Here is a 20,079-nt window from a genome sequence, read left to right on the forward strand (position 1 = left end):
CTAACTCTTTTTGTAATGCAGTTGAATACAAAGTGAAGTTATGTTTTATTAATTTTATTTGATATAGATTTTATCCTTTATTTTTGTTTCTCGGAGCGGGTAATTCATAAAACATAACATCAAACAATCCTGATAAATATTCTTTATTATCTACGTTATCTACTAATATCATTTTTTCCATTAGCATATGGTAATTTATATTTTAATTTTCCATATAATTTATAGCCGATTTTATGGGTTTAACGAGCAATCTGTCATCATATATTCCGCCAACAATTTTATCTTTGTAATACAAAATATACTCACCCATCATTTCACGATATTTTATATTTTCCAGTGATGATAACTGTTCTAAAATAAAATTCAAATATTTTTTGCCGGAAGCTGTATTATTATCTCAACTTTCTAATTTTTTATTTGGAATTATCTACAAATTTTTTATATTGTGCCAGATTTTGTTCATTTTTATTATTTAATTTTGGAGAATAAAATTCTGCACCTACTAAGTTATCAGGTAAGTATTGCTGTTTAATATATCCATTAGGAGAGTTGTGTGGATATTTGTATCCTACGCCATGACCTAACTTTTCAGCTCCGCTGTAGTGATTATCTTTTAAGTGTGTAGGAATAACAAATTTTGGATTATTTTTAATTTCTGTTAGTGCATTATCAATTGCTGTGATAGCACTATTTGATTTTATTGACAGTGCTAATTGAATAACAGCATTGGCAAGAGGAATACGTGCTTCAGGAAGCCCAAGCATTTTTGCACTTTCTATAGCAGAGTGAACAAATGCACCGATATTAGGATTGGCAAGCCCAACATCTTCATAAGCGATAACGGTCATTCTACGATAAATAGTATCTAAGTCACCGCTATCGATTAATAAGGCTAAGTAATATAGAGATGCTTGAACATCACTACCACGAATTGATTTTTGAAAGGCACTTATTATATCATAAAAACTATCTCCGTCAGCGTCATAATGGGTATTATGTCCCAAAGAAAGATTTAAAAGATCTTCTTTAGTTATATGAGAGTTTTCATCAGACAGATTATATAGTATTTCTAATACATTTAAAGAAAATCGTAAATCTCCGGCGGAATTAAGTGAGATAGTTCTAAAAACATTATCATCTATATTAAGATTTTTAGAAAATAATTCTCTATCTGCTGATATTTTTTTTAAATGATTATAAATATTTTCTTCAGAAATCGGATTTAATTCAAAAATAATTAGACGGGAGCGAATTGCAGGATTAACAGTATGATAAGGGTTATTGGTGGTACAACCAATAACATAAATATTGTCATACTCAATTTCCGGTAAGAGTATATCTTGCATCGGTTTGGTAAGTCTATGAAATTCATCTAATAGCAAAATAACTTTTTTAAAACGTTTTGATTCTTCAATAACGGTTGTCAAATCTTTTTTTGTGCAATTCACAGCATTAAGTATTTTGAATTTATAGTCAAGTTCGTTTGCTAGAGCAGAAGCGATAGATGTCTTCCCGGTTCCGGGTGGGCCGTATAAGATAAAAGAGAACATCTTTTTGCTGTCAACTATTTTAGTGAGAACTTTATTTTCCCCAATAAGATGACTCTGACCTATTATGTCATTAATTTTTTGGGGGCGTAGTTTATTTATTAATGTTTGCATAAGAAACCTCCAAATAAATAGTTAAGATAATTATAGCATAAAAATTAATAAAGTTTTACATATTTTAAAAATTATGATAGAATAATAGCATCAGTTAGGGGATGTTTAGGATTCGACAGGGATACTGGTCTTCTTGGCGGCATGTAGGAGGGTTGACTTCTTTAACAACACACTCAGTTAAATATAACTGGCGAAAAAACAAATTACGCTTTAGCAGCTTAATAGGCTAAAGGCTGGTTACTTTGTTCGACTGCGGCAATGTTAATCGGTTCATTAAATAGCAGTCTACGAATATACTTTTCCGTTTGTAAAGTTTATTAAGAGATAAATCAAACTCGTTTTCTATTGCCTGTTTATCGGCTTATGTAGAAAATTAAATTCAATAGATAAACTAAACATGTAGAAACTAAGGGGAGGTGTTTTTGGACGCGGGTTCAAATCCCGCCATCTCCATATCTAAAAAATTATACGGAGCGACTCGAAAAAATCAATTTTTAATGAAATCACGATTTTTGAGTCGCTCTCTTTTTATCTTTTAACTTTATATTATAAGTTATTGTCGGATATTATTTATGTTAGTTATAATATTATTAGGATTTTAAGTGTAAAATTTATATAAATAGACAATACGTTAGATTAATACAGTTTGTGTAAATTTGAAAATGTTTACTAGAAAAATAAATTATGCTATAATAAGGTTATCATTTCAAGGAAGTAAACAGGTATGTTAATAAAATTTTCAGATAGAATATATTACTCGAAACAAAGGTATATGTATTTAGAACCTGCACTTGGCTATATAAGAGGAGATAACTTTTCCGTGATGATAGATGCAGGAAACGGTCCAAAGCAGGTGAAAGAATTTTTAAATGATTTAAAAAAAGAAAATTTACCAATGCCAAGTTACGTAATATTAACTCATCATCATTGGGATCATAGTTTCGGTGCAAGTTATTTGGATATGCCGGTTATTGCAACAACTAAGGCTAAAGAAGCTCTTATAGAGCTATCAAAACTTAGTTGGGATATTGCCAGCATTGAAAAAAGGGTGAAAAACGGAGCGGAAATAAGATATAGTGCAGATGTTTTTGAAAAAGTATATGAAAATTGTCAAGTAAAAATAAGGATACCTGATATTCCAAAATCCGGTGATATTATTATTAATATCGGAAATGATAAAATCACTTGTTTATATAGTGATAATTCTCATTCTAATGATGCTTTTATTGTTTATGTTCCTGGTGAAAAAGTTTTATTTTTAGGTGATAGTCATGCCAAAAATTATTACACAAAACCTATGAGTTATAATAAAGAAAAATTAAGAAATTACATTGACAAAATTCAAGGTTTAGATTTTGAGTTTGCTATACCGGGGCATGGAAATATTTTTTCAAGAAAAGCACTGTTGGATTATTTAGAAAAAGAATATGATAAGCTGAGGTAATCAAAATGGAAAATATGTATTTGTATCTTGATTGGATCCTTTTAATATTAATGTCACTTACATTTTGTCAACAATTATTTTCAAAGAAATTTAATCTTTATGGAATAATATCTATTCTTAGTTTGGCAGTTTATATAGCTTTACATTCATATAATACAGATATAAATATATTTGTTTTAGTGATGTTTTTAAGTGGAATAGCTCTTGTTGTTTTAGAAATGTTTGTTCCGGGCGGAATAATAGGAACGATAGGAATTATAACTTTGATAAGTGCGATAATTTATATCAACAACGCTACTTATAGCGTTACATTTATTATGGTTATAGCGATAATATTATTTATTGGTTTGTACATATTTAATAGACATATATTGAACAAAAAGTTAGTATTTTTAAATGCGTTAGTATTAAAGGATGCTATTACAACAAAAGACGGTTATGTAGCTATGGAAAGCAGAGCGGAATTACTTGGAAAAAGTTTAGTAGCATATACTGACTTAAGACCTGCCGGGACAGCTGTATTGAATGATGAAAAGTTTGATGTGGTTACCGATGGAGATTTTATTAAAAAAGGTGATATTATTGAAGTTACGCATGTTGAAGGTATGCGTATCGTAGTGAGAAAAAAATAATTTTATAATATAAGGAGGGCGTATTATGCCGGAATTAATTTTTACAGGTATAATTTTAGTTATAGTACTTATTGTATTATCAATATTTTTTACATTTTTTCCGTTGGGATTGTGGATTAGTGCTATAGCGGCCGGTGTAAAAGTTAGCATTTTTACATTGGTAGGAATGCGTCTAAGACGTGTTATTCCAAGTCGTGTTATCAATCCGATGATTAAAGCACATAAAGCCGGGCTTGATGTGACTATTAATCAATTGGAAAGTCATTACTTAGCAGGAGGGAATGTCGATAGGGTAATTAATGCCCTTATAGCTGCTCATCGTGCCAATATTGTTAGTTTAACGTTTGAACGTTGTGCTGCGATTGACCTTGCAGGACGTGATGTACTCCAAGCTGTTCAAATGAGTGTTAATCCTAAGGTTATTGAAACACCATATATTGCAGGTGTCGCGATTAACGGTATTGAGGTAAAAGCAAAAGCTAGAATTACCGTTCGTGCTAATATAGAACGCTTAGTAGGGGGAGCAGGAGAGGAAACGGTTATTGCCCGTGTAGGTGAAGGTATAGTTTCTACCATTGGTTCTTCCGAGTCACATACTGTTGTTTTGGAAAATCCGGATAGAATTTCTAAAACAATTCTTGATAAAGGCCTTGATGCGGGGACTGCATTTGAAATCTTATCGATTGATATTCTTGATGTTGACATCGGTCAAAATATAGGTGCAAATCTTCAAACAGAACAAGCGATTGCAGATAAGAATATTGCCCAAGCAAAAGCAGAGCAACGTCGTGCTATGGCGGTAGCGGCTGAACAAGAAATGAAAGCAAGAATTCAAGAAATGCGTGCTAAAGTGGTTGAAGCAGAGGCGGAATTACCGCTTGCAATGGCAAAAGCGTTCCAAGAAGGTAATCTTGGGGTTATGGATTACATGAATTATAAAAACCTAGAGGCTGATACCGGAATGAGAGATTCAATAAAACGAATGTCACAACCGGAAGCAACAGAAAATAAATAATAAAGAAACAGAGGGGGTAGTAGTATGACATTTGTACTCTTCGCTGTACCTATAATATTTATTGTTATATTAATTATTTTTGCTGCCGTATTTTTATCAGATAGTAAAAAATATAAAAAACGTTTAAATAATTCTAAACAGATTGAACTTGATAGAGCCAGAGAATTTGCTCTGAAAACAATTGAAGAAATTAAAAAGATTAGAAGTGGATATGATGCTCAAAAATCACTGAGTAGGCAGAATTTACCTAATACAAATAGAGAGCCTAAAAAAGAAGTTGCTACTATAAAAAGAAAAACTTTACAACAACAGAGAACTTTAAATAAATATGAACAATATTATAATAAAAAACATAATGAAACTAAAAAGACTTTGTTCGAGCCGATAAATAATACTCGGTTATCCAAAGAAGTATATTCTAAAAAGCTGGTCTATTCTAAAGAAAATATTGTAAGAGGACTTATAGCAAAAGAATATTTGAATAGAAAAAATACAAGGAAAAGAGTTTAGTTATGAATTCTGTAATTATTTCTATTATAATATTTGTGATTGGTTTAACTATTAATAGTTTTAAAAAAGAAAATAAGAAGACCGAACGTAAAAAAGTCTCAAAAAGTAAAGTTAAAGGACAAAGACAAAATAAAAAAAATTTAATAAAAAGCGATATTACTATTGATGAAAAGGATAGTATGAATTATAATAGAACTATTCAAAGACAAAATAGAGTTATAGTTGATAAAGAAAAAGAAATTTTATCAAATTCAAGCATTATGGATAAAGAAAAAATTATAAATGATATAATTTTCTCGGAGATTTTGTCTAAACCTAAGAGTAAACGCTAAGTATCAGGAGGTATAATCTATGAAAAGAGTTTATAACTATTTAAGTTATTGTATCTGTTCATTTATACCTCTTTATTTTTTTTTACTTATTTATTCATTTATTAAACAGGATATTGAAAATGTAGTTTTGATAATTATTTTATTAATATTATGTTTTATTGGTATTATAAAACAAGGATTAGAAGAGCCGACAAACGTTTTTGTCTGTTCTCAAAAGGAGATAATATCTGTAAAAAAAATTGATTATATTTATTTAATTCTTAGTATCATATTAACTTTTTTAATTATTCATGATAAAATGAATATAAATATAAAGTTAATAATTCTTGCGATAGTGTTTTTCTTACTAACAACATTAAAATTCAAATTTAAATCTTATACTTTAATATTATTGGGTTATAAAGTATATAATATACGTGATAAGTTAATATACAGCAAAAAAAGTTATTTAGAATTATCACTAATATTAAAAGAAAGAAAATCATTGCAAATTATTGAAATATCAGATAATATTTACATAGAAAAAGAGAAGTATAATTTGAAGAATTTTTATTGTAAAGACTATTAAATAAAGAGGAGAATTTTATGCGTATTGTTGACATTATTGATAAAAAGAAGAAAAATCATGAATTGTCTAAATCGGAAATTGAAACATTGTTACATGGATATTTGAATGGAACAGTTCCTGATTACCAAATAAGTTCATTTTTAATGGCGGTTTATTTTAATAATATGACAACTGATGAGCTTGCCCATTTTACTATTACAATGAGAGATTCCGGAGATACAATTTTCTTTGATAACCTTAATTCTTATCTGGTGGATAAACATTCTACCGGTGGTGTCGGAGATAAGGTAACTGTTGTTTTAGGCCCCATTTTATCAGCACTGGGAATGGCTACTACAAAATTATCCGGAAAAGGGTTAGGACATACAGGTGGAACTATTGATAAATTTGAATCAATAAAAAATTTTGAATTTAGTACAACAAAAGAAGAATTAATGGATATTGCCGGTAAAACGGGAATAGGATTAATGGGTTATAGTGATAAAATAGTTCCGTTGGATAAAAAGATATATGCTTTACGTGATGTGACTGCAACGGTAGATAGTATACCGCTTATAGCCAGTAGCATTATGAGTAAAAAATTAGCTATTCAATCCAATCTTATAATTTTAGATGTTAAGGTTGGAGATGGTGCTTTTATGAAGACAATAGAAGAGGCACGAGAATTATCACGAAGAATGGTTGAAATAGGAAATGTTGTAGGCAGAAAAACAATAGCGGTTCTTACAAATATGGATGAACCGTTAGGTTTTAATATTGGTAATGCTAGTGAGATAATAGAGGGAATAGAAGCATTAAAAGGAAATTGGGCAACAGATCTTAAAGAAATTGTTTACGAGATAGTTTACCTTGCTTTAAAATACAAAGGGGAGGTAAAAACTTTTGATGAAGCCTCTAAAAAAATTGATAAAGTGATTGAAAGTGGAAAAGCTCTAAACGCATTGAAAGAATTTATACAATTAAGCGGAGGAAATGGAGAGATAATAAATAACTATTCTTTACTCCCTATACCGAATGAAACCTTGATAATTACTTCGGATAAAGAAGGTTATGTTTCCAAAATTAAAGCTGAAGAAATAGGAAAAGCGGCTATGGTAATTGGAGCGGGACGTGCTACAAAAGATGATATTATAGATCATGCTGTCGGTATAAAACTAAACAAAAAAGTAGGAGATTTTGTGAGAAAAGGAGAAGTTCTTGCTAAAATTTATTACAATAATGATGAAAATATTTTAAATAGTAAAAATATGGTATTAAAATCTTATATAATTAAAAAAGAAAAACCAAAAAAATTAATAATATATTAGAAATAATAGAATAGAGAGGTATATATGGAATTAAATAAATACATAGATCACACAATTTTAAAAGCAACAGCAGGAGAGAATGATATAAAAAAACTTTGTGAAGAAGCGAAAAAACATAAGTTTTATAGTGTTTGTGTTAATGGTTGCTATGTTAATGATGCAAAAAAAATGTTACAAGGTAGTGATGTAAAAGTAGCAGCTGTGGTAGGTTTTCCTCTAGGGGCGATGTCAACAAAAGCAAAAGTTTTTGAAGCTAAAGATGCAATTGAACAAGGAGCATCGGAAATTGATATGGTAATTAATGTAGCAAAATTAAAAGATGGTAAATATGATTATGTAAAAAACGAAATCAAACAAATAAAAGATGCTATAGGAGAAAATATTTTAAAGGTAATTATAGAAACTTGTTATTTATCAAATGAAGAAAAAATAAAAGCGTGTGAATTATCATTAGATGCTAAAGCTGATTTCGTGAAAACTTCAACAGGTTTCGGTACCGGCGGTGCAACATTTGAAGATGTTAAACTTATGAAAGATGTTGTCGGTAATAAAGCTAAGGTAAAAGCAAGCGGTGGAGTGAAGGATAAACAAACTGCGGAAAAATACATAGAACTTGGAGCGGAAAGATTAGGAACAAGTTCAGGAATAGAAATAATAAAATAATTTAAAAAAGAGCTATTTTGATGGTTCTGTGTTAAATACGTAACATGAGAAAAAACTAAGCAACATTACGTTACTTAGTTTTTTATTATTAATTTTAAAATTATTTTGAAAACTAAATTGTAAAAATAAATTCAGTGTAATTTTTTATTATAATGTTTATAAAAAAAGATAAATTATTATATCAAAGCATAATATATAATAAATATATTTTTAATATAACATTAATAAAAAATAATTTTAATGGCTAAAAATAAGCATTTATAGTATAATAAAAAATGGTTTATTATAAATAAAATAGTTATTATATGTAGTAGTATTGAGTGGATAGTAAGTGTTGATAGTATAAAGGAGATATAATGTTATCAAAATCATTTGAACAATATGGATTTAAAGACTTTGTAAATAAGGCGATAATTGATTTAGGATTTAAAAATCCGACAAAAATTCAGGAGAGAGTATTTTCTCCGGTGTTGAAAGAAAAAAATATTGTGGCAAGGTCACAAACAGGTAGTGGAAAAAGTCATTCATTTTTATTGCCGATTTTTAGTAAGCTGGATTTAGATAGGAAGAAAACACAGAGTATTATCTTGGCACCGACACGTGAGTTATCACGCCAGTTATATGAAATGGCAGTGCATATTGCAACATTTAGTGAAAAAGAAATAAAAATTACTTTGTGTATCGGGGGTCAAGATTTAAACCGTGATATAGAGCGTGTATCGAATGCACCGCATATTATTATCGGAACACCGACAAGGGTTTTAGAATTGGATAGAGCCAGTGCTTTATCGATAAAAGAAGTAGAAACGTTGGTTATTGATGAATGTGATATGATGATTGATTTAGGTTTTATGGAAGATATAGATAAATTATCTAAACGTGCAGCAACAAATTGTCAATTTCTAGTTTTTTCTGCAACTATCCCAACACAAATGAGTTATTTTTTAAAAAAATATTTAAACAATGCACAACATATTGATGTGGATAATGCAAAATTTGGGAAAATAAACTATATACTAGTACCAGAAAAAAGTTCTACACGTTTTGAGAAATTGTATGAAATAACAACGGTGCTCAATCCATATTTAGCTTTGATTTTTGCCAATAAAAAAACAGAAGTAGAGGAAATTAGTAATTATTTAATTAAACAAGGACTTAATGTTGGTGTGTTGCATGGTGATTTAACACCACGTGAGAGAAAGCAAATGCAACGCAGAATTAATAATTTAGATTTTACTTATGTAGTTGCTAGTGATTTAATGAGCCGAGGTATTGATATCGAAGGAATTAGTCATGTTATTAATTTTAATATTCCTAATGATTTAGACTTTTTTATTCACAGAGCAGGTAGAACCGGTCGTGCAGGGTTGAGTGGAGAATGTATTACGATTTATAACAGTAAGGATGAAGAAAAACTGCAAATATTAGAAAATCGTGGTATAAAATTTAATCATGTAGATATTAAAAACGGACAATTTATTGAAACAAAGGATAGAAACAAACGTCAGAGTAGAAAGAAAATAGTAGCTGATCATAATTTAACGGAAAAATTAAAATCAAAAGTAAAAGTATCAAAGAAAGTAAAACCGGGTTATAAGAAAAAATATAAATATAAAATGGATAAATTAAAACAAAAAGAACGCAGAAAATTTGCGAAAAGAATGAATAGGACAAATAGAGGTAATTGATGAATAGTTTAAAAATAGGGTCACACGTATCAATGTCGGGTAAAGAAATGATGCTTGGTTCTGTAAAAGAAGCTGCAAGTTATGGTAGTGATACATTTATGATTTATACAGGTGCACCGCAAAATACAAAAAGAAAACCTATAGAAGAACTTCGTATTTCTGAGGCGAAAAATTTGATGAAAGAGTATAATATTAGTGATATTGTTGTTCATGCACCGTATATCATCAATTTGGCAAATACAATAAAACCGGAAATTTATAAACTTGCGATAGATTTTTTACGCCTGGAGATAGAGCGTACTGAAAAAATTGGGGCAAAGAATATTGTTTTACATCCCGGTTCTCACGTAAAAGCCGGTGAAGATAAGGGGATTAAAAGTATCATTAAGGGATTAAACGAGGTACTTACTGAAGATATGGTACCAAATATTTCACTTGAGATAATGGCTGGTAAAGGTAGTGAGTGTGGACGAAGTTTTGAAGAAATTGCTCAAATTATTGACGGCGTGGTGTTAAATGATAGATTGACTGTTACATTTGATACCTGTCATGTTTTTGAAGGCGGGTATGATATTGTAAATAATCTTGATGAGGTTTTAACACAGTTTGATAAGATAGTAGGGCTTGAGCGTATCCAAGTATTACACATTAATGATAGTAAAAATTCTTTAGGGGCTCATAAAGATAGACATGAGAATATAGGATATGGCGGGATTGGATTTGATGCGATTAATCGTATTGTTCATCTTAGTGAATTTAAGCATATTCCAAAAATTTTAGAAACTCCGTGGTATGGTGAAAATAAGGAGTTTGCTCCTTATAAATATGAAATTGATATGTTGCGTCGTGGAATATTCGATATAGATTTTAAAAAAGAAACATAGAGGAGAAGGACTATGAGTACGGTAGAAGAAAAAGTCGATGAGATAATGAAGTATTTAAAAGAAAAAGGGTATAAATATACCGATAAGCGTAGGGCAATGGTAGAATTGTTCGTTAGTGAAGATAGGTATATTAATGCAAGATATGTTTCTGAAACAGTAGGAAAAGAATACCCCGGGTTAAGTTTTGATACTATTTATAGAAATTTAAGCACGTATGAAGAGTTAGGTATTTTAGAAGCAACAGAAATAAAAGGTGAAAAATATTTTAAAATAGGTTGTTTAAATGTTGATCATCATCACCATCATCATATCTGTTTAAATTGTGGTAAGGCGAAGACAGTTCATATTAATGTTTGTGCAGATTTAAAAGTTCCTGAGTTAGAAGGATATAGAATTGACGGTCATAAGTTTGAGATTTACGGCTTGTGTCCTAAGTGCCTTGAAAAAAAGGAGAATAAATAATGTACAATGGTATCCTACCAATCTATAAGGAGCGTGGAATGACAAGCCATGATGTGGTTTTTAAAGCAAGAAAAATATTGCAGATGAAAAAGATAGGTCATGCCGGTACATTAGATCCTGAAGTGGATGGAGTTCTTTTATTACTATTAGGCGGTGCAACTAAGGTTAGTGATTATGCTATGAATTTAGGTAAAAGTTACCGTGCGGAAATTTGTTTAGGAGTACAAACAACAACGGAAGATTTAACCGGTGAAATTGTAAAAGAGCAGAAGGTAACCGATGTAAATATAGCGGACATTAAGGAAAAACTTATGACTATGGTTGGCAAAATAGAGCAAATACCACCTATATATTCAGCCGTCAAGGTCAAAGGAAAGAAACTATATGAATATGCACGAATTGGGAAATTTGATGTAAAAATACCAAGCCGAACGGTAAATATTTTCAATATTGATTTTATAGATGGCAGTGAGTATTACAAAGATGGACGATATTATTTTTCACTTGATATTAGTTGTGGAAAAGGAACGTATATAAGAACGATAGCAACACAAATCGGTGCGTTATTAAATATTCCTAGTACAATGAGTAAATTAACAAGGACACGGAGTGGGAAAATAGGTGTTGATGATTGTTTAAAATTATCAGAAGTAGAACTTGCAATAAAAGAAGGGAATTTAATAAAATATTTATTACCAAAAGAATATGCATTGGAAGAATATCAATTTTTAGAACTTCCGATGTGTCGTGCTAAGCAAGTAATGAATGGCTTGCGTTTTAGAAAAGAGCAATTCCCCGATTATGATTTTTCAACGTCTGTGGTATTTACTTATAACAAAGAAGCGATAGCGGTATACTATTTAAAACATAGTGAAGATGAATTGTTATCGGTAAAAACGATATTTCCGAAGATAATAGAGTAGTTAAGAAAGGTAAATTATGGAAATTTTTAATATTTCTAATTTGGGACAAATAAAAAAAGATAATAAAAGAAGAGTGGCAGCGTTAGGTTTTTTTGATGGTGTTCATAAAGCACATAAAAAAATAATAACGGAAATGCTGAAAGAAACAGATATAATTCCGATAGTAATAACACTTGACAAAAGTCCAAAGGAGTATTTTGGTCATACAAGTGTTGAATGTTTAACACCGCTTGAGAAAAAATCAGAAATATTTGAAGCACTTGGAGTACAAGAAGTGTACTATTTAAGTTTTAATAAACAACTACAAACATTAAGTGCAGAAAGCTATATTGATAAAGTATTAAAACAATTAAACGTGGAGAAAATATTTTGCGGTTATGATTATAAGTTTGGATATAAAGGAGCAGGGACGCCGAAATTAATGGTTGACTATGGTGATATAGAGGTAAATATTTTAGAAGAAGAGATGATTGGAGATAGAAAAATATCAACAACAGTACTAAGAGAATTTGTGGAAAGTGCAAATTTTACCGGGTATTATGATTTTACCGGTAGATATTACTCAATATCCGGAGTAGTAGTGAAGGGACGTCAACTAGGAAGAACTATAAATTTTCCGACAGCAAATTTAAAAATGGAATCTTCGTATTTGCTTCCGAAAACTAATGGTGTTTATATTACCAAAACGAAAGTAAGGGATAAAATATATAAATCAATTACCAATATCGGTTATAACCCGACAGTGTCGGAAGTTAAAGATAAAAAATTTATAGAAACTCATATTTTAGATTTTGATGCTGAAATTTATGGAGAAATGATAGAGGTTTATTTTTACGATTTTTTAAGAAAAGAACAAAAATTTGAAAGTTTTAATCATTTAAAAAAACAATTACAAAAAGACAAAATGGTTTGTGAGCAAAAAGAAATATAGATTTTATAAAAAATTGTAAAATTATTATCTTTTACTTGAAATAAGTATAAAAATAATGTAGAATAATCAATGTGCCTTAGTCGTGGTATGGAAACACTCCAGATTCTTTACTAGGATTAAGGAAAAAAATAATATATGGAGGAATAAAGAATGGCAGCAATTAGTCAAGAAAAAAAACAAGAAATTATTGCTAAATACCGTACTCATGAATCAGATACCGGTTCTCCGGAAGTGCAAATTGCGGTGTTAACAGCAGAAATTGATGCTTTAACTGAGCATTTGAATACTCATAAAAAAGATCATGCCGGTCGTCGTGGATTGCTAAAAAAAGTTTTCCGTCGTCGTCACTTGTTAGACTATTTAATTAAAAAAGATATTCAAAGATATCGTGAGTTAATTAAATCTTTAGGTTTAAGACGATAGTAAAATTTGAAGGAGTTGTTCTCCTTCAAATTTTTCAAAAAGGTATTGACATAATATTGTATTATTGATATACTATTATAGTGCTTTGTAAGAAGTGAGTTGTCTCAGTAGCTCAGCAGGATAGAGCAACGGCCTTCTAAGCCGTCGGTCAGGGGTTCGAATCCCTTCTGGGACGTAATGAAAATAGAACTTTTGGTTCTATTTTTTTTGGCTGCATAATAAGTATAGAGTATAGTAAACACTCTGTACTTATTATGCAGCCATTATTCATAGTATTGATGATTGTATTCATCTTTTTGTTCTTCAGAATATTCATCTTCTAAATATTCCTCATAAATGGTGGCGTTTATTTTTACAATAATACCGAAGAGAAGTGCATTTGCGATGAGAGAACTACCGCCATAACTTATAAACGGCATACTAATTCCAATAACGGGAATAATACTCAAAGTAGAAAAGATATTTATAAAAAATGAAAAGCAGAAGCTACAAATTGCTAAAAGAATAAAATAGTAACTGTAGTTTCCTTGTTCGCATTTTTTTACAATACTAAATAATCTTAATATAAAAATAAAGAACAATATAAGAAATAACGATGCACCGATATATCCAAAGTTTTTAGCAACAATAGAAAAAATAAAATCATTAAATTGTTCGTCAATATAGTTTTTATTTTTAGCAAATGTACCGGTAACGCCGCCACGATTAATTTCGCTTATAACTTGAGTTATTTGATAAGAATAGTCTTGTCTATAGCCTTCAGGATTTAACCACGATAATATTCTATTTAGTTGATAAGATTTTAGACCAACCAAAGAAAGCAGTCGCGGGAAATAAAGTGCGGCTAAAATAATGATACCAAGGATAACAAGAACAACTGAGTAAATATTTAATAAAGTTTTTCTGTGTGTACTAACCAAAAAGACCAATCCTAAGAATAAAAATATAAAAAACAAACCGTTTCCTAAATCATTTTCTTTTAAAACTAAAATAAAAGGAAGTGCGATAATTAATAATATTTTTAATAGTTTGATTTTATCGCTACTTTCTTTAAAACTATTTTCTTTAATAAGAAAACTAATCATTGCAACTGTAGCAACTTTTGCAAATTCGGATGGTTGTAATGTGAATATTTTAAGATTATACCAACTGCGAGCACCGTTAACGATGGGAGCAAGGTTATTAGGAACTAAAAATATTCCAACCAGTAAAACTAAAGAAAATAAATAAAATGGCAGTGTTAAGCGTTCTATATAATCAATCGGAATTTTTTGTAAAAAATAAATAATAAAAAATCCTAAAATATAAAACAGCAGTTGTTTTAAAAATAAAGTTGGTGTGATGTTGTTATTATATTCAGCTAAGGCTATCAATATTAAACTTGATAGAGAGAATATAAAATAAAATATAAGTATTGATAGATTAATTTTATCTTTTATAAAATTTCGCATAATACAACTCCTTTTGTGTAATTATACAATAACAAGAATATTTTGGCAAATTTTGATATTTTAGTTAATAAAAATAGTTTATAGGGTTTGTTATGATGTATTATTAATAATTTTAAATTAAGAAAATATATGTTATAATCAAGTGTAGAAATATTTTTTAATAAGTTTAAAATCCAGAAAATAATATAGTAAGTATTAATAAATTAGAAGTTATTTTGATTTATGATAAATAGAATAAGTGAATAGATATTGTAAATTTTATATATATGTTTAATACTTGAAAATATAAAAATTAAAGTATATTAGTAAAGTATTTTTAAAAATATATAATGAAAAAATGGTAAAGCTATAATAACAATTAATGAAAAACAAAATATATAAAGAGTTTAACTACAAATATTTTAATGTTTGTGGTTATTCATAGTAAGATGTTTTAAGTATTCTACGTAATTAAGTCGTATTTATAGGTGGTATAGATTATGAAAGATATGATATAGTAGATTATAAAGTGATATGAAGAAAGGTTGGAATATATGAAATATACACCAATGGTGGAGCAGTATTTAAAAATAAAAAAAGATTATCAAGACATGTTTTTATTTTATCGTCTTGGTGATTTTTATGAAATGTTCTTTGATGATGCGATTAAAGCATCAAAAATTTTAGAAATTACATTAACGGCACGTGAAGGAGGAGCTGAGAAAATACCGATGTGCGGTGTTCCCTTTCATTCTTCAGCAAGTTACATTGATATTTTGGTAAATAATGGATACAAAGTGGCTATTTGTGAACAGGTATCAGAGCCGGGACAGGGTAAAATAGTAGAAAGAAAAGTCGTTCAAGTTGTTACCCCCGGTACTTATATGAATTATAAGAATTATGATGAAAATAATTTTTTAGGTTGTGTTTATGTAAAGGATAATAAAATTTATTTTTCATTTTGCGATATTATGACGGGCGATAGTAGTTGTACTGTTCTTGATAATATGACGGAATTGCAAGATGAGATTTTTAAAAATAATATTAAAGAAATAGTTAGTATTAAGGGGCAAAAACTGAACATTAGTGCTTATATAACAGAAGTAGAGTTTAATCCGTCTGTAGAAAAAAATGTTACTGCCGATATAGAAGATAATAATCTTCGATTGTGTTGTAATACTTTATTGGAGTATATAGAAAAAACTCAATATAAAGATGTATCAAGTTTGAAAAAATTTGAAATATATTTTAAAAATAAATTTATGTATATGACTAACTATTCAATAAAAAATCTTGAAGTAACGCAAAATATGGCAAATGGCAGTAAAAAGGGTTCATTGCTTAGTATAATTGATAAAACGTCAACAGCAGCAGGTTCTAGAAAATTGAAAAAATGGTTGGAAAATCCATTATTAAATATCAACGAAATAAAAATTCGTCAACAATTAGTAGAAGATTTTGTTAAACATTACTTTGAGAAATCTGATGTAAAAATGTATTTAAAAGAAGTTTATGATCTTGAGAGAATAGCAACAAAAGTGTCTTATAATATGGTTAGCCCCAGAGAACTTTTGAATTTGAAAAAAACATTGGAGCAAATTCCAAATATTAAAAATTTACTGTTGAGTTTTAATTCAAAAAAATTAGTTGAGATAGCGAACGGAATTGATGAATTAGCAGATCTTGCGGATTATTTGGAAAATACTATCGATGATGATGCCGGACAGACTGTAAAAGAAGGCAGTGTTATAAAAGCAGGTTTTAACGCTGAACTTGACAGTTATAAAAATGCCAGTAAGAATGGGAGTAAAACACTTCTTGAAATCGAAAAGCGTGAGAAAGAAAGAACAGGTTTAAAAAATTTAAAAATAGGGTATAATAAAGTTTTCGGTCATTATATAGAAATATCTAAAGTAGGGCTTAAAAGTGTAGATCCAACAGAATTCGGTTATCATAGAAAACAAACTTTGTCAAATTGTGAGAGGTTTATTTCAGAAGAATTAAAAGAGGTTGAAGAACATATTATTAATTCGAAAACAAAAATTGAAGAATTGGAATTAAAATTATTTCAAGAGATTAAAACAATGATTTACAGTTTTATACCAAGGCTTCAAAAAGTTGCAAATACATTAAGTGATATTGATGTTTTTATTTCGTTGTCTGATGTGGCGGAAGAATACAATTATGTAAAACCTATTTTTAATGATAATAATGAAATAAAAATAATTGAGGGACGTCATCCTATTGTTGAAAGAAATGTCAGTGCAGATAGTTATATAAGTAACGATTGTACGGTATCTTCCAATAATAATATTTTATTGATAACAGGTCCAAATATGTCGGGGAAATCTACATATATGAGGCAACTTGCACTTATAGTAATATTAGCTCAGATAGGTTCTTTTGTACCTGTTACGATGGCAAATCTTCCGATTTTCGATAAGATATTTACAAGAATAGGGGCAAGTGACGATTTAGCAGGGGGGAAATCTACGTTTATGGTTGAAATGATGGAAGCAAAGAACGCTTTGGTAGAATCAACCAAAAACTCATTGCTAATTTTTGATGAAATAGGTAGAGGTACTTCAACTTATGACGGTATTGCACTTGCACAATCTATCTTAGAATATATTAATAATACTATTAAATGTAAAACATTATTTTCGACGCATTACCACGAGCTTACAAAATTAGAAGATAAAGTACAAGGGATAAAAAATATTCATGTATCGGCAAAAGAGGATCGTGGGGAGCTGATATTTTTATATAAAATAAAAGAAGGACCAATAGAAAAAAGCTATGGTATTCATGTAGCTAAATTAGCACAATTACCGGATGATATAATAACCTGTGCAAATAATATTTTAACAAAATTAGAAGAGGGCGTATTAGATAATAATGATGTTGTAAGGAAAGTTGTTGAAAAAAATACAGAAGAAATTAATGAGATTTCTAATAAAGTGAAAATTATTGAAACTCAACAAAGTAAAATTGAATTATTAGAAAAACAATTAAATCATGCCAATGAGTTGAACAAAAATATTCAGAAAAGAGTTAAAGAAAATAAAAAAGAGTATACTAAATTGCAATTAGACTTAGGGGAAGAAAGTGAAGAATTAAAATTTGTTAAGGAAAAATTAAATTCTGTAAATTTTATGGAAACAACTCCATTTGAAGCGTTTAATTTGTTATATGAATTACAAAAAAAAATAAACAAGGGGGAATAATGTATTGGGAAAAATAAATATACTGTCTGCGGAATTATCAAATAAAATAGCAGCCGGAGAAGTGGTGGAAAGACCTTCTTCCGTTGTTAAAGAATTATTGGAAAATTCGATTGATGCCGGTAGTACAAATATTAAGATTATAATAAAAGAATTCGGAATTAAACAAATAAGAATTATTGATAACGGTAGTGGTATTAGCAACGATGATTTAGGAAAAGCTTTTTTAAGACATGCCACAAGTAAAATTAATAATGACTATGACTTGTTTCATATAGATACATTAGGGTTTAGAGGTGAAGCACTTGCGAGTATAGCTTCTGTAAGTAAAGTCATTATAAAAAGCTGTAGTGGTGAAATGCAAGGGAAGATGATGACGTTGGAGTCAGGTAAAGTTGTTAAAGATGAATGGTATGCTCCTATAAAAGGAACTGACATAAGTGTTGAAAACTTATTTTATAACACGCCTGCAAGGTTAAAATATTTAAGAAATCCGCACACTGAACAGGCTAATATAATGAATGTTATTAATAAATTCGCTCTTTCGTACCCAAATATAGCCTTTGAGGTGCATGTAGATGGGAAAATATTATTAAAAACCTATGGTGACGGTAATATTCATAAGATTATATCGAAAATATATAGTATGACTGTAGCTAAAAATATGATAGAATTTTCCGGTAACAATGATGATTATGAAATAAAAGGATATATTTCTGTTCCGGAAGAAACACGTGCCAGTAAGAACTATATTAATATATTTATTAATGGGAGATATATAAGAAATTATATTATTCAAAATTCAATTGTAGCCGCCTATGGTACTTTACTTATGAAAAATCGTTATCCGCTTTGTATCATAGATATAAGAATGGATCCGGTTTTACTTGATGTTAATGTTCATCCAACAAAACAAGAAGTGAGATTATCAAAAGAAACAGAGTTGGTAACTTTGATAAAACGAGTTATTTTTGATAGATTAAGTAACTATACTTATATTCCGCAGGGAATGAACAATGTATTGACAAAAAAAGAGAAAGAACATATAGAAAAAATAAATTTTTTAGAAGAATTAGATAATAAGTATATTATAAAAGAAAATGAATTTAATTTCGGAGATAAAGAAGATTTAGAATTAATAAAAAGAAATTATGATAACAAAGAAAATTCAATTTATAATACGACAGATTCAAAATTAAAATTCACACCAAATCCACAACTAAGAAGAAAAAATTCAAGTAATGAAAAACCTACAGTAAAAGAAATTGAAAATTTTATGAATTTTTCTAAGAACGAAGAATTTGATGATTATAATAGCAGTGATGAGATTAAAAATGTTGCTGCTGATTTTGAGATAAACAAGGGAATAGATTATAAACAAGAACCGGAAACTAAAACCAAAATATTACCTGATTTAAAGGTTCTTGCACAAATATTTAAAACATATATATTAGCAGAAGCTGACAATAAAATATTTTTAATAGATCAGCATGCAGCTGCGGAACGTTATAATTATGAAAAATTACAAAAAGAATTTTCTCAAAAGGCTAATTACAAAAAGCAACTTTTAGTCCCACTTATGTTTAATTTTTCTGTAGAGGAAGTTGCTGATATAAAGAGTAATATGGAAAAATTCAAGGAACTAGGTATAGAGTTTGAAGAATTTGGGAATAATTCGTATGTGGTACGTGAATTTCCGCTTTGGGCTGCTGAAGAAAGCGAAGAAGTTATTAAGACAGTAGTCGATAAAGTTTTAAATAATAGAAATATAACATTAGTAGAATTACGTAATGATGCGTTGGCAATGGCAAGTTGTAAAATGTCTATTAAAGCTAATCAGGTGCTAAACGAAGTAGAAATGAATAAAGCTATAAGTGACCTTTACAAATGTGAAAATCCATTTACCTGTCCGCATGGAAGACCGATTATTACTAAAATGGATAAAAAAGATTTAGAAAAAATGTTTAAGCGGATCGTCTAGG

The 20,079-nt window shown here is 29.2% G+C and carries 18 protein-coding genes, 1 tRNA gene, 1 other RNA gene and 1 pseudogene; 18 read left to right on the plus strand and 3 right to left on the minus strand.

The annotated features are described in order from the left end of the window. Positions 1-70: 70 nt before the first annotated feature. Together AXE85_RS03355 and AXE85_RS03360 are read right to left on the minus strand one after the other, a co-directional pair. A pseudogene (locus tag AXE85_RS03355) lies at positions 71-367 on the minus strand (TfoX/Sxy family protein). A 46-nt stretch (positions 368-413) separates the two neighbouring features. Further along, positions 414-1,661: a replication-associated recombination protein A gene (locus AXE85_RS03360; RefSeq protein WP_062173130.1), complete on the minus strand. Its 1,248-nt coding sequence runs from the start codon at positions 1,659-1,661 to the stop codon at positions 414-416. Positions 1,662-1,758: 97 nt separating this feature from the next. Between AXE85_RS03360 and ssrA the strand changes: the two genes are divergently transcribed. The 16 genes from ssrA (at position 1,759) to AXE85_RS03440 (ending at position 13,618) form a co-directional block, all read left to right on the plus strand. Next, positions 1,759-2,117, plus strand: a transfer-messenger RNA (tmRNA) gene (gene ssrA, locus AXE85_RS03365). A gap of 268 nt (positions 2,118-2,385) precedes the next feature. After that, entirely contained in the window at positions 2,386-3,105 is a 720-nt protein-coding gene (locus tag AXE85_RS03370) for an MBL fold metallo-hydrolase (RefSeq protein WP_062173131.1), read from the plus strand. A 5-nt stretch (positions 3,106-3,110) separates the two neighbouring features. Then, entirely contained in the window at positions 3,111-3,737 is a 627-nt protein-coding gene (locus AXE85_RS03375) for an NfeD family protein (RefSeq protein WP_062173132.1), read from the plus strand. A 25-nt stretch (positions 3,738-3,762) separates the two neighbouring features. Beyond that, positions 3,763-4,752 carry a flotillin-like protein FloA gene (floA, locus tag AXE85_RS03380; RefSeq protein WP_062173133.1) on the plus strand — a complete coding sequence of 330 codons (990 nt, stop codon included), beginning with the start codon at positions 3,763-3,765 and terminating at the stop codon, positions 4,750-4,752. Positions 4,753-4,776: 24 nt separating this feature from the next. Next, on the plus strand, positions 4,777-5,262 hold the full coding sequence (locus AXE85_RS03385; protein ID WP_062173134.1) for a hypothetical protein: 486 nt from the start codon (positions 4,777-4,779) through the stop codon (positions 5,260-5,262). Between the two features lie 2 nt (positions 5,263-5,264). Continuing rightward, a complete protein-coding gene (locus AXE85_RS03390) occupies positions 5,265-5,594 on the plus strand; it encodes a hypothetical protein (protein ID WP_062173135.1) in 330 nt (109 codons plus the stop codon). A gap of 19 nt (positions 5,595-5,613) precedes the next feature. Then, positions 5,614-6,162, plus strand: coding sequence for a hypothetical protein (locus AXE85_RS03395; protein WP_062173136.1), 549 nt, complete (start codon positions 5,614-5,616; stop codon positions 6,160-6,162). Between the two features lie 17 nt (positions 6,163-6,179). Beyond that, positions 6,180-7,469, plus strand: a complete 1,290-nt coding sequence (locus tag AXE85_RS03400) for a thymidine phosphorylase (protein WP_062173137.1) — start codon at positions 6,180-6,182, stop codon at positions 7,467-7,469. A gap of 24 nt (positions 7,470-7,493) precedes the next feature. Then, entirely contained in the window at positions 7,494-8,132 is a 639-nt protein-coding gene (gene deoC, locus AXE85_RS03405) for a deoxyribose-phosphate aldolase (RefSeq protein ID WP_062173138.1), read from the plus strand. 356 nt (positions 8,133-8,488) lie between these two features. Continuing rightward, positions 8,489-9,820, plus strand: coding sequence for a DEAD/DEAH box helicase (locus AXE85_RS03410; protein ID WP_062173139.1), 1,332 nt, complete (start codon positions 8,489-8,491; stop codon positions 9,818-9,820). Next, entirely contained in the window at positions 9,820-10,704 is an 885-nt protein-coding gene (locus AXE85_RS03415) for a deoxyribonuclease IV (protein WP_062173140.1), read from the plus strand. The genes AXE85_RS03410 and AXE85_RS03415 overlap by 1 nt, the downstream gene beginning before the upstream one ends. Before the next feature lie 12 nt (positions 10,705-10,716). Then, complete coding sequence (locus AXE85_RS03420; RefSeq protein ID WP_062173141.1) at positions 10,717-11,166, plus strand: Fur family transcriptional regulator; 450 nt, start codon at positions 10,717-10,719, stop codon at positions 11,164-11,166. After that, positions 11,166-12,089: a tRNA pseudouridine(55) synthase TruB gene (truB, locus tag AXE85_RS03425; RefSeq protein WP_062173142.1), complete on the plus strand. Its 924-nt coding sequence runs from the start codon at positions 11,166-11,168 to the stop codon at positions 12,087-12,089. Before AXE85_RS03420 ends, truB begins: the two co-directional genes overlap by 1 nt. Before the next feature lie 16 nt (positions 12,090-12,105). Further along, complete coding sequence (locus AXE85_RS03430; protein ID WP_062173143.1) at positions 12,106-13,020, plus strand: bifunctional riboflavin kinase/FAD synthetase; 915 nt, start codon at positions 12,106-12,108, stop codon at positions 13,018-13,020. Positions 13,021-13,170: 150 nt separating this feature from the next. Next, on the plus strand, positions 13,171-13,443 hold the full coding sequence (rpsO, locus tag AXE85_RS03435) for a 30S ribosomal protein S15 (protein WP_027130682.1): 273 nt from the start codon (positions 13,171-13,173) through the stop codon (positions 13,441-13,443). A 101-nt stretch (positions 13,444-13,544) separates the two neighbouring features. Next, positions 13,545-13,618: transfer RNA gene (locus AXE85_RS03440), tRNA-Arg, on the plus strand. Positions 13,619-13,706: 88 nt separating this feature from the next. Here the strand turns inward: AXE85_RS03440 and AXE85_RS03445 are convergent. Then, positions 13,707-14,894, minus strand: a complete 1,188-nt coding sequence (locus tag AXE85_RS03445) for an FtsW/RodA/SpoVE family cell cycle protein (protein WP_072520181.1) — start codon at positions 14,892-14,894, stop codon at positions 13,707-13,709. Positions 14,895-15,427: 533 nt separating this feature from the next. On the opposite strand from AXE85_RS03445, the gene mutS reads away from it, so the two are divergent. Beyond that, on the plus strand, positions 15,428-18,100 hold the full coding sequence (gene mutS / locus AXE85_RS03450; RefSeq protein ID WP_062173144.1) for a DNA mismatch repair protein MutS: 2,673 nt from the start codon (positions 15,428-15,430) through the stop codon (positions 18,098-18,100). Positions 18,101-18,104: 4 nt separating this feature from the next. Beyond that, on the plus strand, positions 18,105-20,078 hold the full coding sequence (mutL, locus tag AXE85_RS03455) for a DNA mismatch repair endonuclease MutL (protein WP_062173145.1): 1,974 nt from the start codon (positions 18,105-18,107) through the stop codon (positions 20,076-20,078). Position 20,079 lies beyond the last annotated feature (1 nt).

The organism is Gemella sp. oral taxon 928 (assembly GCF_001553915.1).
GTDB lineage: Bacteria > Bacillota > Bacilli > Staphylococcales > Gemellaceae > Gemella > Gemella massiliensis.